The organism is Pseudomonas sp. MF6767 (assembly GCF_016405475.1).
GTDB lineage: Bacteria > Pseudomonadota > Gammaproteobacteria > Pseudomonadales > Pseudomonadaceae > Aquipseudomonas > Aquipseudomonas paracarnis.
In genome coordinates this window covers 323061-336341 of record NZ_JAEKCY010000003.1, presented here as the reverse complement: position 1 = coordinate 336341, position 13281 = coordinate 323061, and the positions used below count along the sequence as shown (strand labels likewise).

Sequence of the window (13281 nt, the reverse complement as noted above, 5' to 3'; positions counted from 1 at the left end):
CCACCACACGCTTTCCGGAGTTCCCCCCATGACGGCCCATGCCGACCTTTCGCCGACCCTTCAACTTGCCATCGACCTGATCCGTCGCCCGTCGGTCACACCGATCGATGCCGATTGCCAGAAGCTGATGATGCAGCGCCTGGGCGACGCCGGTTTTGCGCTTGAACCGATGCGCATCGAAGATGTGGACAACTTCTGGGCCACCCACGGCAAGCACGAAGGCCCGGTGCTGTGCTTTGCCGGTCACACCGATGTGGTGCCGACCGGCCCGGTACAGGCCTGGCAGAACGACCCGTTCGACGCGTTGATCGATGACAACGGCATGCTCTGCGGCCGTGGGGCGGCGGACATGAAAGGCAGCCTGGCGGCGATGCTGGTGGCGGCGGAACGTTTCGTCAGCGACTACCCGGACCACAAGGGTTCGGTCGCCTTCCTGATCACCAGCGACGAAGAAGGCCCGGCGCACCACGGCACCAAGGCCGTGATCGAACGCCTGGCCGCACGCAAGGAGCGCCTGGACTGGTGCATCGTCGGCGAACCGTCGAGCACCAGCCTGGTGGGCGACGTGGTCAAGAACGGCCGCCGAGGCTCCCTTGGCGCCACCTTGACCGTGCGCGGTGTACAGGGCCATGTGGCTTACCCGCACCTGGCAAAGAACCCGATCCACCTGGCCGCACCGGCGCTGGCCGAACTCGCTGCCGAGCATTGGGATGACGGCAACGCATTCTTCCCGCCAACCAGCTTCCAGATTTCCAACCTCAACTCCGGTACTGGCGCCACCAACGTGATCCCGGGTGACCTGACGGCGGTGTTCAACTTCCGTTTTTCCACCGAATCCACCGTCGAGGGCCTGCAACAACGCGTCGCGGCCATTCTCGACAAACATGGCCTGGACTGGCACGTGGAGTGGGCGCTGTCGGGCCTGCCGTTCCTCACCGAGCCAGGCGCTCTGTTGGATGCAGTGTCGGCCAGCATCCTGGCGATCACCGGGCGCGAGACCCAGGCGTCCACCAGCGGCGGTACCTCCGATGGGCGCTTTATTGCGACGTTGGGCACCCAGGTAGTCGAACTGGGCCCGGTGAACGCGACGATCCACCAGGTCAACGAACGCATCCTGGCCAGCGACCTCGACGTGCTGACCGAAATCTATTACCAGACCCTGATCAAGTTGCTCGCCTGATGCTTGCCTGCCCCATTTGCAGTGCACCGCTCAATACCGTGGACAATGGCGTGGCGTGCCCGGCCGGGCACCGCTTCGACCGCGCGCGCCAGGGTTATTTGAACCTGTTGCCGGTGCAGCACAAGAACAGCCGCGACCCAGGCGACAACCTGGCCATGGTCGAGGCGCGCCGCGACTTCCTCAACGCTGGCCACTATGCGCCAGTGGCCAAGCGCCTGGCCGAACTGGCCGCCGAGCGTGCACCGCAGCGCTGGGTCGACATTGGGTGTGGCGAGGGTTACTACACCGCGCAAATTGCCCAGGCCCTACCCCACGCCGATGGCTATGCCCTGGATATCTCCAAGGAAGCGGTCAAGCGCGCGTGCAAACGCAACCCGGCGCTGACCTGGTTGATCGCCAGCATGGCCCGCGTGCCATTGGCCGATGCCAGCTGCCAGTTCCTCGCCAGCGTGTTCAGCCCGTTGGACTGGCAAGAGGCCAAGCGCCTGCTCAGTCCCGGCGGTGGTTTGATGAAGGTCGGCCCGACCAGCGGCCACTTGATGGAACTGCGCGAGCGTCTTTACGACGAGGTACGCGAGTACACCGACGACAAACACCTGGCCCTGGTGCCGGACGGTATGAGCCTTGCTCACAGTGAAACCCTGGAATTCACCCTGAGCCTGGCCGAACCCCAGGACCGCGCCAACCTGCTGGCGATGACGCCCCACGGCTGGCGGGCCAGTGCCGAGCGCCGCCACGAGGTGATCGAGGCGGCCGAGCCGCTGCAGGTCACGGTGTCGATGCGTTACGATTATTTCGTGCTTCAATGACTGACGTTCACCCATCCGCGAATGGATTTTCGAATCCCGCAACGAGGAACATCCATGCGCCAACCCGATATTGAGATTTACCTGAAGGACGCCGACGTCGATCACAAGGCCATCGCTGCCTGGCTGGGCGCCGCACTCGGCCCGTGTACCGACTGGGTCCAGAAAGGCCAGACCTACAAGTGCAAGGCCGGCAGCGTGCCGGTGACCTGGCTGCCCAAGGCGGTGGGCAAATGGAACAGCCTGTACCTGGAAAGCGACCAGACCCCATGGGACGACGACATCGCCTGCGCCCGCGCCGCGTTTGCCGCGCTGAACGTCGAAGTGCGTTGCGCGCCGGGCACCTGGGTTGAGGAAGAAGGTGAGGAAAGTGCCGACACCTGGATTCGCATCAGCGAAGACGGTGAAGAACAGATCACCTGGAAGACCGCCTGAAGATCGTTCCCACGCTCTGCGTGGGAAAGTAGCCTGGGACGCTCTGCGTCCCAAAGCGTGACGCGGAGCGTCACAAGAGGCGTTCCCACGCAGAGCGTGGGAACGATCAAACAACGTTGTTACAGGCCCACCACATCCTCCGCCTGCAAGCCCTTCTCGCCCGTCACCACGGCGTACTCCACCTGCTGGCCTTCGGCCAACGAACGGTGGCCTTCACCGCGAATGGCGCGGTAGTGCACAAACACATCCTTGCCATCCTCACGCTGGATAAAGCCGTAGCCCTTTGCATCGTTGAACCACTTCACATTCCCGGTTTCGCGCGTTGACATCTGTTCACTCCCACTGGTTTTTTATTGTTGAGTCGCTCGCATTGAACTGCCGAGTATAAGACAGGCTCAAAAACCATCAACTCAACTTTACATCGCTGCTTTTTTGCCGATTTTCGGCGAATACGGCACACTACCCGCCCGAGCGCCTGCTCGGTTTTTTCCACTTGAAGCAGCTCGCCTATGACCCGCTCCCCGTTCCGCCGTCTGGTGTTTGGCACCTTGCGCCGACTGTTGTACCTCTGGGTTCGCTCAGAGACGATCAACCAGTCGTCCCTAACCCTCAACCTGGACCGCAGCCGGCCGGTTTTCTACGTCCTGCAATCACCCTCCCTCACCGAGTTGGCGGTGGTCGATGCCGAGTGCACCAAGGCTGGCCTGCCACGTCCGGTGCTGCCGGTGTCGGTGGGGCCGTTGATGGAGCCTGCGGCGTTCTTCTACCTCACGCCGGATCCGGATTGGCTCGGCCGCCAGGACAAGCGCGGTGCGCCGCCCACCCTGACGCGCTTGGTCAACACCCTCACCGAACACGCCGAAGAGAATGCACAAATCATTCCGGTCAGTGTGTTCTGGGGCCAATCCCCCGAAAGCGAGTCCAGCCCGTGGAAGCTGTTGTTCGCCGACAGCTGGGCGGTCACCGGGCGTCTACGCCGGTTGTTGAGCATCCTGATCCTGGGGCGCAAGACTCGCGTGCAATTCTCCGCGCCTATCAACCTGCGTGAATTGATCGAGCACAATAAAGGTCACGAACGCACCGTACGCATGGCCCAGCGCATCCTGCGTGTGCACTTCCGTAACCTGAAGACGGCAGTGATCGGCCCCGACCTGTCCCACCGCCGTAATCTGGTCAAGGGCCTGGTCAATATGCCGCTGGTACGCCAAGCCATTGCGGATGAAGCCGAACGCGAAAAGATCGCCCCGGAAAAAGCCAAGGCCCTGGCCCTGCGCTATGGCAACGAGATTGCCTCGGATTACACCTACACCGCGATCCGCTTCCTGGAAGTGGTATTGAGCTGGTTCTGGAACAAGATCTACGACGGTATCAAGGTCAATAACATCGAGGGCGTGCAAAAGGTGGCCCAAGGTTACGAGGTGATCTACGTGCCTTGCCACCGCAGCCACATCGACTATCTGCTGCTGTCCTACCTGCTGTTCAAGAACGGCCTGACCCCACCGCACATCGCCGCCGGCATCAACCTCAACATGCCGGTGATCGGCAGTCTGCTGCGCCGTGGCGGTGCGTTTTTCATGCGCCGCACCTTCAAGGGCAACCCTTTGTACACCTCGGTGTTCAACGAATACCTGCACACCCTGTTTACCAAGGGTTTCCCGGTGGAATACTTCGTCGAAGGCGGCCGCTCGCGCACCGGGCGCATGCTGCAACCGAAAACCGGCATGCTGGCGATCACCTTGCGCAGCTTCCTGCGTTCCTCGCGCATGCCCATCGTGTTCGTGCCGGTGTATATCGGCTATGAGCGCGTGCTCGAAGGCCGCACTTACCTGGGCGAACTGCGTGGCGCGAGCAAGAAGAAAGAGTCGATCTTCGATATTTTCAAGGTGGTCGGCGCGCTCAAGCAGCGCTTCGGCCAAGTGGCGGTCAACTTCGGTGAGCCGATCAAGCTGGCGGAGTTCCTCGACGCCGAGCAACCGGACTGGCGCGCCCAGGAACTGGGGCCGAACTACAAACCGGCGTGGCTCAACGAAACCACCAATCGCCTCGGCGAACAGGTGGCGCGCCACTTGAACGAAGCCGCTGCGGTGAACCCGGTGAACCTGGTCGCGCTGGCGCTACTGTCCACCACTCGCCTGGCGCTGGATGAACAGGCCATGGCCCGCCAACTGGACCTGTACCTGGCGTTGTTGCGTCGTGTGCCCTACTCGCCCCATACCACTTTGCCGGATGGCGATGGCCTGGCGCTGATCAAGCACGTCAAGGACATGAACCTGTTGTCCGAACAGAGCGACGCCTTGGGCAAAATCGTTTATCTGGATGAGCAGAATGCCGTCCTGATGACCTACTACCGCAACAATGTGCTGCACATCTTCGCCCTGCCAGCGCTGCTGGCGAGCTTCTTCCAGAGCAGTTCGCGCATGACCCGCGAACAGATCCTGCGCTACACCCACGCGCTCTACCCGTACCTGCAATCGGAGCTGTTTATCCGTTGGTCGCTGGAGGATCTGGACAGCGTGGTGGACCAGTGGCTGGACGCGTTTGTCGAACAAGGCCTGCTGCGTTTCGAAAACGCCGTATACCTGCGCCCGGCGCCGAGTTCGCGGCACTTTGTGCTGCTGACGCTGCTGTCCAAGAGCATCGCCCAGACCCTGCAACGTTTCTACATGGCGATCTCGTTACTGCTCAACAGCGGCCAGAACAGCATCAGCGCCGAAGAACTGGAAGACCTGTGCACGATCATGGCCCAGCGCCTGTCGATCCTGCACGGCCTCAACGCTCCGGAATTCTTCGATAAGAGTCTTTTCCGACATTTTATCCAGACGTTGCTGGAGCAAGATGTGCTGCGTCGCGATGAAGCCGGCAAGCTGGGCTATCACGACCTGCTCGGCGAACTGGCCGAAGGCGCCGCCAAACGCGTACTGCCGGCGGATATTCGCCTGTCGATCCGCCAGGTTGCCTTGCACCGCGTGGACGGCGCAGCCGAGGCTGCGGCCGAACCGGTTGCCGTCAACCCTGAAGCACAGCGCTAGACTGAATGAGGCGCCGGGCGGATTCCGGCGCCGTTGAAAAGGAGCCGCACCTTGAAAAAACTCATCCTCCTGGGCCTGACCGCCCTGCTCGGAGCCTGCCACTCGATGACCCCAACCCCGAAGGCCAGCCTCGACGGCGAAGTGTTCTACCTGCAACGCATCGCCCTGCCGCCAGCCGCCACCTTGAGTGTCAGCCTGCAGGACGTGTCCCTGATGGACGCCCCGGCCGTGCCCCTCGCCGAACAGAAAGGCCCGGTCAAAGGCCAGGTGCCGCTGCCGTTTCACCTGAGCTATGACCCGGCCCAGGTTAAGCCAGGCCACACATACTCGGTCAGCGCTCGCATCGAGCTGGACGGCAAGCTACTGTTTATCACCACCGAGCGGCACACCGTGCAGCTCAACGGCCAGGACCCACAACCGCTGCGCCTGCGCGTGGATGCGGCTGCACACTGATCATTCCCACTTCATAAGGAAGCGCCCATGCTCCGCAAATCTCTTCGCCTCACCGCCCTGTGTGCTGGCTTGCTATTCGGCGCCAGCGCCATGGCCCTGGATCTCGGCAGCCTGTCCCAGGGTGACGCCAGCGGCGGCCTCAAGGATGCCTTGACCCAAGGTGCACAGATTGCTGTGAAACAGCTCGGGACGCCCGGTGGTTTCAGCAACAACCCGGACGTGAAGATCGGCCTGCCGGGCAAACTCGGCAAAGTCGCCGACAAGTTGAAAATGTTCGGCATGGGTGACCAGGTCACGCAGCTGGAAACCAGCATGAACAAGGCAGCAGAAACCGCCGTGACCCAGGCCCAGCCGATCCTGGTCAACGCTGTGAAGAACATGAGTGTGACCGACGCCAAGGGCATTCTCAGCGGTGGCCAGGACTCCGCCACCCAGTACCTGAACAAAAGCAGCCGTGAAGAGATTCGCGCCAAGTTCCTGCCTATCGTCAAGGCCGCCACCGACAAAGTCGGCGTGGCCCAGCAGTACAACGCCCTCGCCGGCAAGGCCGCGGCCTTTGGCGCGGTGGACGCCAAGAGCGCCAACGTTGAGAACTACGTGACCGAGCAGGCCCTGGATGGTTTGTTCAAGATGATTGCGCAGCAGGAAGAAACGATTCGCAAGAATCCAGCGGCTGCGGCTACCAGCTTGGCCAAGAAGGTGTTTGGCGCGCTGTAAAACCTGCCGATCTGCCCTGCCCCCCCACAAGCGCCTCGTATTCTCGAGGCGTTTGCGCAAAAAAGAGCCTCAAAGTCAGTAATTTATGGCCGCCTTCATGACAATCGTCAGCTCAACGGTTTTTATGTAGCAACACTTCGGAGGGGGCTCGGGATTGCACTCTTCAGGAGGTTTGGGCATGCAATACTCAGGGGGTTTGGGTTTGCATTCCTCAGGAGGCTTGGGTCTGCATTCCTCAGGAGGTTTGGGTCTGAAACTCTCAAGGGGCTTGGGTTTGCAATACCCGGGGCGCTTGGGCTTACAACGTTCAGGAGGGCTGGGTTTACACTTTTCAGGAGGTTTTGGCCTGCTGGGCGGACGCAGAAAAGCCTTCAAACTAGCTATACACATGGCGAACTCCTTAAATTCATTCCAATCACTACTGTTTCTGCCGACGAGCAAGAGCAGTAGGTACCTGCCAACCAGGTAACATTGAGTGGCAATCAATAAGGAAAGGTTCCTAGGCCCGTGTAGTGAGCTTCCTATCTCTCACATAGGAAAATTGCTCATTCTGCCGCATGCCCACGGTGACGGGGCGCGTAATCTCTACGCCCCGACAACCGAGATGACAGCCTGATTATCCAGCGTCCTTTTTGACGCGAAACCACGCGGCATAAAGCGCCGGGAGAAAGAGCAAGGTCAATGCCGTAGCCACGATCAACCCTCCCATGATCGCCACGGCCATCGGCCCGAAGAACACACTGCGCGACAGCGGAATCATCGCCAGCACCGCCGCCAGTGCCGTCAGAACGATCGGGCGAAAGCGTCGGACCGTAGCTTCGATAATCGCCTGCCAAGGTGCCAGGCCGGCCTTGATGTCTTGCTCGATCTGGTCCACCAAAATCACCGAGTTACGCATGATCATTCCCGACAGCGCGATGGTGCCAAGCATGGCGACGAAGCCGAAGGGTTGGTGGAATACCAGCAGGAACAGGGTCACGCCGATCAGCCCCAACGGTGCGGTGAGAAAGACCATCGCCGTGCGCGAAAAGCTGCGCAGTTGCAGCATCAGCAAGGTCAGCACCACCACGATAAACAGCGGTACGCCGGCCTTCACCGAGTTTTGCCCACGCGCTGAATCTTCAACCGTGCCGCCCACTTCCAGCAGGTAGCCGTCCGGCAGTTCGGCACGTACATCGGCGAGCGTCGGCAAGATCTGCTGCACGAGGGTCGCCGGCTGTTCCTTGCCATAGATATCGGCCCGCACAGTCACCGTGGGCAAGCGGTTGCGATGCCAGATGATGCCCTCTTCGAAGCCATATTCGAGGGTGGCAATTTGCGACAGCGCCACGCTTTTACCATTGTCGGTGGGCACGGCAAGGCTCGGCAGGCGCGACAGTTCGCTACGCTCATGCACCGTGCCGCGCAGGAGGATCTCGATCAATTCGTTGTCCTCACGGTACTGGCTGACGCTGGAGCCGGTCAGGGAACTCTGCAGGAATTTCGCCAGGTTGGCAGTGCTCACGCCGAGGGCGCGGGCACGGTCCTGGTCGATATTCAGGTACACGATTTTGCTTGGCTCTTCCCAGTCCAAGTGCACATTGACCACATGGGTATTTTCGCGAACCTTCGCCGCCACTTTGCGCGCCAGCGCGCGCACCTCTTCGATGTGCTCGCCGGTCACGCGAAACTGCACCGGGTAGCCTACGGGTGGGCCGTTCTCCAGCCGTGTGACACGCGAACGCAGGTCGGGAAATTGCTCGTTGAGGGTTTCGATCAGCCAGGTGCGCAGGCTTTCTCGCTCCTCGATGGTGTTAGCCAACACCACAAACTGGGCGAAGCTGGCAGCGGGCAATTGCTGGTCCAGTGGCAGGTAAAACCGCGGCGAACCGGTGCCCGCGTAGGCGACATAGTTGTTGATGCCGGCATGCTCCTTGAGCAACGCCTCCAGGCGTTTGACCTGTTCGGCGGTGTTGCTGAGCGAAGCGCCCTCGGCCAGTTTCAGGTCGACCATCAACTCCAGGCGACCGGAAGCCGGGAAGAACTGTTGCGGCACGAAGCGGAACAGTGCAACCGAGCCGATAAACAGCAGCAAGGTCAGCACGATCACGGTTTTACGCCGTTGCACGCACCACTCCACCAGACGTCTTACACGCTGATAGAAGGGTGTGCCGTAAGGGTCCGGGCCGTCGGTACCGTGTTTGGCGGCGTGAATCTTCGCCAGGTCGGGCAGGAGTTTTTCCCCCAGGTACGGCACAAACACCACGGCTGCCACCCAGGAGGCCAGCAGTGCGATGGTCACCACCTGGAAGATCGAGCGGGTGTATTCCCCGGTGCTCGATTGCGCGGTGGCAATTGGCAAGAAGCCCGCCGCCGTGATCAGGGTGCCGGTGAGCATCGGGAACGCGGTACTGGTCCAGGCGAAACTCGCAGCCTTGAGCCGGTCGTAGCCCTGCTCCATTTTGATCGCCATCATTTCCACGGCGATGATCGCGTCATCTACCAACAAGCCCAGGGCCAGGACCAAGGCGCCAAGGGAAATCTTGTGCAGGCCGATGCCCAGGTAATACATGCTGGCAAAGGTCATCGCCAGTACCAGCGGAATCGTCAGGGCAACGACCATGCCGGTGCGCACACCGAGGGAGAAAAAGCTCACCAGCAAAACAATCGCCAACGCTTCAGCCAGTACCTGGACAAACTCGCCGACGCTGGTCTTTACCGCTGCTGGTTGGTCCGACACTTTGCGCAGCTCCATCCCTGCCGGAAGGTTCTTTTGCAGGCGGGCGAATTGCGCTTCAAGGGCCTTGCCCAATACGAGGATGTCGCCACCGTCGCGCATGGCCACGGCCAGGCCGATGGCATCTGCGCCCATGTAGCGCATGCGCGGTGCCGGTGGGTCGTTGAAACCTCGATGGATGTCAGCCACGTCACCGATGCGGAAAGTGCGATCCCCCACGCGTATCGGAAAGTTGCGGATCTCTTCCACCGTCTTGAAGTTGCCAGAAACGCGAAGTTGCACGCGCTCGGTAGGGGTTTCAAAGAAGCCGGCGGTGGACACCGCATTTTGTTCCTGCAACGCCTGCTGTACCGCAGCCAAAGGCAAGCCGAGGGTAGCGAGCTTGAGGTTGGACAGCTCGATCCAGATCTTCTCGTCCTGCAAGCCGAGCAACTCGACCTTGCCCACATCCGGGACACGTTGCAGCTGGATCTGGATGCGATCGGCGTAGTCCTTGAGCACGGCATAGTCGAATCCGTCGCCGGTCAGGGCGTAGATATTGCCGAACGTGGTGCCGAACTCATCGTTGAAAAACGGCCCCTGGATATCCGGCGGCAAGGTGTGGCGGATGTCGCTGATTTTCTTGCGCACCTGATACCACAGCTCGGGAATCTGCGCCGAACGCATCGAATCACGGGCAATAAAGGTGACCTGGGATTCACCTGGGCGGGAGAACGACACGATGCGTTCGTACTCACCAGTCTCCATGAGTTTTTTCTCGATTCGCTCGGTGACCTGGCGCGATACCTCCTGGGCCGTGGCCCCGGGCCAGTTGGTCTTGATCACCATGGCCTTGAAGGTAAAGGGCGGGTCTTCGCTTTGCCCCAGCTTGGTGTAGGACAAGGTGCCAACCACGGCCAGCAGGATCATCAGGAACAGTACGATCTGGCGATTACGCAACGCCCACTCGGAAAGATTGAAACCCATGGGGACTACTCCTTGGCCGCCAGATTAACCACACGGTTGGAGCGATCCACCGGGCGCACTAATTGGCCTTCATGGAGTACATGCACGCCTGCGGCAACCACCCAATCGGTGGCGGCCAATCCTTCCAGTATCGGTACGGTGTTCTCGCCAAAGGCACCAATGCGCACGGGAGTGCGTTCAAGGGTGTTGTCCGGTTGTACACGCCAGACGTAGGACGCGCCGTTTTCGGCACTCAGGGCAGACAAGGGTACCGACAGCGCAATGACATCGTCGGCCTGGATGAAAACCCGCGCACTTTGACCCAGTTCGGCGGGCACTTTGCCGCCAGTGAAGGCCACACGCGCGGCGAAAGTGCGGGATTTGGGATCGGCCGCGGGAGACAGCTCACGAATGCGCCCGGCAAAGCGTTGCTCTGGCTGGCTCCATAACTCCACCGACACTGGCTGGCCGACCTTGAAGCGGCCAAAGCCCTGTTCAGGCAGGCTGATCAACACTTCACGCTCGCCATCGGTGGCCAGGGTGAACACGGTCTGGCCAGCGGAAACCACTTGCCCCACTTCGACCGCACGCTTGGCGACCACCCCGTCTTGAGGCGCACGCAGCACGGCGTAGCCGGCCTGGTTGCTCGACACATCGAACTCGGCCTTGATCTGCTTGAGGCGTGCTTCACCGGCTCGATAGAGGTTTTCGGAATTGTCGTACTGCGACCGACTGACCATCTGCCGGTCCATCAAGGTCTTGTAGCGATCTCGCTCCGCACGCACCAGGCTGAGATTGGCCTCTGCAGCGGCTACTTGAGCGCGGGTCGCTTCCAGTTGCAGGCGCACGTCCTGGGGGTCGAGTTCGGCCAGCGGCTGGTTGGCCTTGACCCGCTCGCCCTCCTCCACCAGGCGCTTGCTGACTTTACCGCCGATACGAAAGGCCAGGTCCGGCTCATAACGGGCACGCACCTCACCGGGGTAGCTGTCCATCGCCTGTGCCGAAGGCTGCGGTTGCACCACCATGGCCGGACGTACGGTGGTCTGGGCCGCTTCTTCATGGCCGCACGCGGCCAACAGGAAGACCAGGCTGACAGGCAAAGCAAGGGGCAGGAAAGCGCTGCGCATGCTGAAGGACCTTTCGCAAATAGAGCTTGGAATAATTATACTGGCCGGTATGTTATTAATACCAAACTCACCAGTCCAGTATTAAAGGTGAAAATGTCCGACAATCCTCTGAATACCGCAAGCCCCGGGCGTCCCAAGGACATGGCAAAACGCCAGGCAATCCTCGAATCGGCGAAATCGCTGTTCCTGGACAAGGGTTATGCGAACACCAGCATGGACGCCGTTGCCCTGGCGGCCGGCGTATCGAAGCTCACGGTCTACAGTCACTTCACCGACAAGGAGACGCTGTTCACCGCTGCGGTGGTGGCCAAATGTGAAGAGCAGTTGCCGGTGATGTACTTCGAGCTTCCTGAAGGCATGCCCGTCGAGACGGTGTTGCTCAACATCGCACGCGGCTTTCATCGGCTGATCAACAGCGAGGAGTCGGTAAACCTGCATCGCCTGATGATGACCACCGGCAATCAGGACGTGAAACTCTCCCAGATCTTCTTCAACGCCGGCCCCATGCGCATGCTGCAAGGCATGGAGCGCCTGCTCGGCAAGATTCACCAGGGCGGCGCCCTGAGCATCGACACACCGTTCAAAGCCGCGGAGCACTTCTTTTGCCTGCTCAAGGGCACGGCGAACTTCCGCTTGTTGTATGGCTGCGGCGGACAATTGAGCGCGCAAGAAGCCGAAGAGCATGTGCAGGACGTGGTGAAGTTGTTTATGCGGGCCTATCGCAGCCAGGGTTTCGATACATCTGCGTAGTCGGTAGCGACCAACGGTAACCACGATGCGAAGCGAGTCGCTCTTGATCTGCTTTTGATTTTGATCTTAAGCGCCCCGTCAAACCACGCTGGCCGGAATTCGACAGGGATTTGGGGGGTAAACCGGCAGGGATGCCGGTTTAGCCGCCCCGCGCCATGGATGGCGCGTGGCGGCGGCCCCCCAAATCACTGGCGGATTACGGGCACACCGAGCCTAAGCGAGGTGCCGAGTGGTGGGGCAAGAGCGTTTTGCTTACTTTGGCCTGGGCCGGCATCCCGGCTTTTGCAAAGTGAGCCGCCGTCAGGGCGGAACCCTAAGCGGCCGTTACCGCAGCAATGGATATGTACTCGGTATAACTGCGTCGACTGTCAGGCCGCCATCGCAGGCAAGCCAGCTCCCACATTTAGATCGCAGGGCGTCAGGTAGATAGGTGTCGGCTTTCAGGCCGTCATCGCAGGCAAGCCAGCTTGTATGGTTAGATTTGTAGGGGTGGTGGGATTAAAAGCCAGTATCTGACTCTAGCCAGTACAGACCGTGGGAGACTTCGCCCCCCCCTTCACCAAAGCTCCGATAAGTGTAGCGGCTCGCGTTTGAAAACACGCGGGCTCGCATTCAGCGGCATTTCTGGCTCACATTAACTGCAACCAGCCAAAGGCTCCGGCTCACATTAATTGCAAATGGGCTTGCATTCGACGCCGTAGACTCGCGTTCCATTGTGACGGGCTCACATTATCTGCAAATGACCGGCAGTGGTTGCGGTCACAGAGGTGTGCTCCCCCCACCGTCAAGCTCAGAGCCGTATCGTAAGGAACAGTGACCACTACCGTTTGTCGGTCGCGATATGCATAAGTGCATTTTTTGTTTCCCCTTGATGCTGGATACCCATACAGTATTAATGCGATATGGTGAAAAGTGGAGAAGACGGGGATTCTCGTTCGTTGAGCTTCTCAAAAACTGACAACCCAAGAGGCGAAGCCGTTCATCAGAGAGTAGTAAGGCAACGAGAGAACCATCCGTCCATCCTACTGAGATGTACAAAGCTCTTATGCTGTACCTAGCGAAAAGGAGAATTCACTATGGCTAATGGCGATACGATTCATCTGCCAGAAATTGAAATCAATGC

The 13281-nt window shown here is 60.2% G+C and carries 10 protein-coding genes; 7 read left to right on the top strand and 3 right to left on the bottom strand.

Going from position 1 to position 13281, the window contains the following annotated elements; genetic code table 11:
- The first annotated feature begins 28 nt into the window (after positions 1-28).
- From dapE to JFT58_RS07740, 3 genes are read left to right on the top strand one after another with little or no spacing between them, the layout of a single operon-like run.
- Entirely contained in the window at positions 29-1180 is a 1152-nt protein-coding gene (gene dapE, locus JFT58_RS07750) for a succinyl-diaminopimelate desuccinylase (RefSeq protein WP_054897128.1), read from the top strand.
- On the top strand, positions 1180-1989 hold the full coding sequence (locus tag JFT58_RS07745; protein WP_054897127.1) for a putative RNA methyltransferase: 810 nt from the start codon (positions 1180-1182) through the stop codon (positions 1987-1989). Before dapE ends, JFT58_RS07745 begins: the two co-directional genes overlap by 1 nt.
- Positions 1990-2043: 54 nt before the next feature.
- A complete protein-coding gene (locus JFT58_RS07740; RefSeq protein ID WP_034126820.1) occupies positions 2044-2421 on the top strand; it encodes a hypothetical protein in 378 nt (125 codons plus the stop codon).
- A 119-nt stretch (positions 2422-2540) separates the two neighbouring features.
- Here JFT58_RS07740 and JFT58_RS07735 read toward each other — a convergent pair whose 3' ends face one another.
- Positions 2541-2750, bottom strand: a complete 210-nt coding sequence (locus tag JFT58_RS07735; protein ID WP_034126819.1) for a cold-shock protein — start codon at positions 2748-2750, stop codon at positions 2541-2543.
- Positions 2751-2930: 180 nt separating this feature from the next.
- Between JFT58_RS07735 and plsB the strand changes: the two genes are divergently transcribed.
- Genes plsB through JFT58_RS07720 form a run of 3 tightly spaced genes read left to right on the top strand, consistent with a single transcriptional unit; the run spans position 2931 to position 6620 of the window.
- Positions 2931-5450 (top strand): glycerol-3-phosphate 1-O-acyltransferase PlsB, encoded by a 2520-nt coding sequence (gene plsB / locus JFT58_RS07730; protein WP_054897126.1) that lies wholly within the window; start codon positions 2931-2933, stop codon positions 5448-5450.
- A gap of 51 nt (positions 5451-5501) precedes the next feature.
- Positions 5502-5903, top strand: coding sequence for a YbaY family lipoprotein (locus JFT58_RS07725; protein ID WP_054897125.1), 402 nt, complete (start codon positions 5502-5504; stop codon positions 5901-5903).
- A 27-nt stretch (positions 5904-5930) separates the two neighbouring features.
- A complete protein-coding gene (locus JFT58_RS07720; RefSeq protein ID WP_054897124.1) occupies positions 5931-6620 on the top strand; it encodes a DUF4197 domain-containing protein in 690 nt (229 codons plus the stop codon).
- A 616-nt stretch (positions 6621-7236) separates the two neighbouring features.
- Here the strand turns inward: JFT58_RS07720 and JFT58_RS07710 are convergent.
- Positions 7237-10302 (bottom strand): efflux RND transporter permease subunit, encoded by a 3066-nt coding sequence (locus JFT58_RS07710; RefSeq protein ID WP_054897123.1) that lies wholly within the window; start codon positions 10300-10302, stop codon positions 7237-7239.
- 5 nt (positions 10303-10307) lie between these two features.
- Entirely contained in the window at positions 10308-11408 is a 1101-nt protein-coding gene (locus JFT58_RS07705; protein WP_054897122.1) for an efflux RND transporter periplasmic adaptor subunit, read from the bottom strand.
- 93 nt (positions 11409-11501) lie between these two features.
- Here JFT58_RS07705 and JFT58_RS07700 point away from each other — a divergent pair, with 93 nt between their 5' ends.
- Positions 11502-12158, top strand: coding sequence for a TetR/AcrR family transcriptional regulator (locus JFT58_RS07700; RefSeq protein ID WP_054897121.1), 657 nt, complete (start codon positions 11502-11504; stop codon positions 12156-12158).
- Positions 12159-13281: the final 1123 nt, after the last annotated feature.

Bases quoted from the DNA above. Each gene is read 5' to 3' on its own strand.
- dapE (WP_054897128.1), top strand. From the start codon at position 29: ATGACGGCCCATGCCGACCTTTCGCCGACCCTTCAACTTGCCATCGAC.
- JFT58_RS07745 (WP_054897127.1), top strand. From the start codon at position 1,180: ATGCTTGCCTGCCCCATTTGCAGTGCACCGCTCAATACCGTGGACAAT.
- JFT58_RS07740 (WP_034126820.1), top strand. From the start codon at position 2,044: ATGCGCCAACCCGATATTGAGATTTACCTGAAGGACGCCGACGTCGAT.
- JFT58_RS07735 (WP_034126819.1), bottom strand. From the start codon at position 2,750: ATGTCAACGCGCGAAACCGGGAATGTGAAGTGGTTCAACGATGCAAAG.
- plsB (WP_054897126.1), top strand. From the start codon at position 2,931: ATGACCCGCTCCCCGTTCCGCCGTCTGGTGTTTGGCACCTTGCGCCGA.
- JFT58_RS07720 (WP_054897124.1), top strand. From the start codon at position 5,931: ATGCTCCGCAAATCTCTTCGCCTCACCGCCCTGTGTGCTGGCTTGCTA.
- JFT58_RS07710 (WP_054897123.1), bottom strand. From the start codon at position 10,302: ATGGGTTTCAATCTTTCCGAGTGGGCGTTGCGTAATCGCCAGATCGTA.
- JFT58_RS07705 (WP_054897122.1), bottom strand. From the start codon at position 11,408: ATGCGCAGCGCTTTCCTGCCCCTTGCTTTGCCTGTCAGCCTGGTCTTC.
- JFT58_RS07700 (WP_054897121.1), top strand. From the start codon at position 11,502: ATGTCCGACAATCCTCTGAATACCGCAAGCCCCGGGCGTCCCAAGGAC.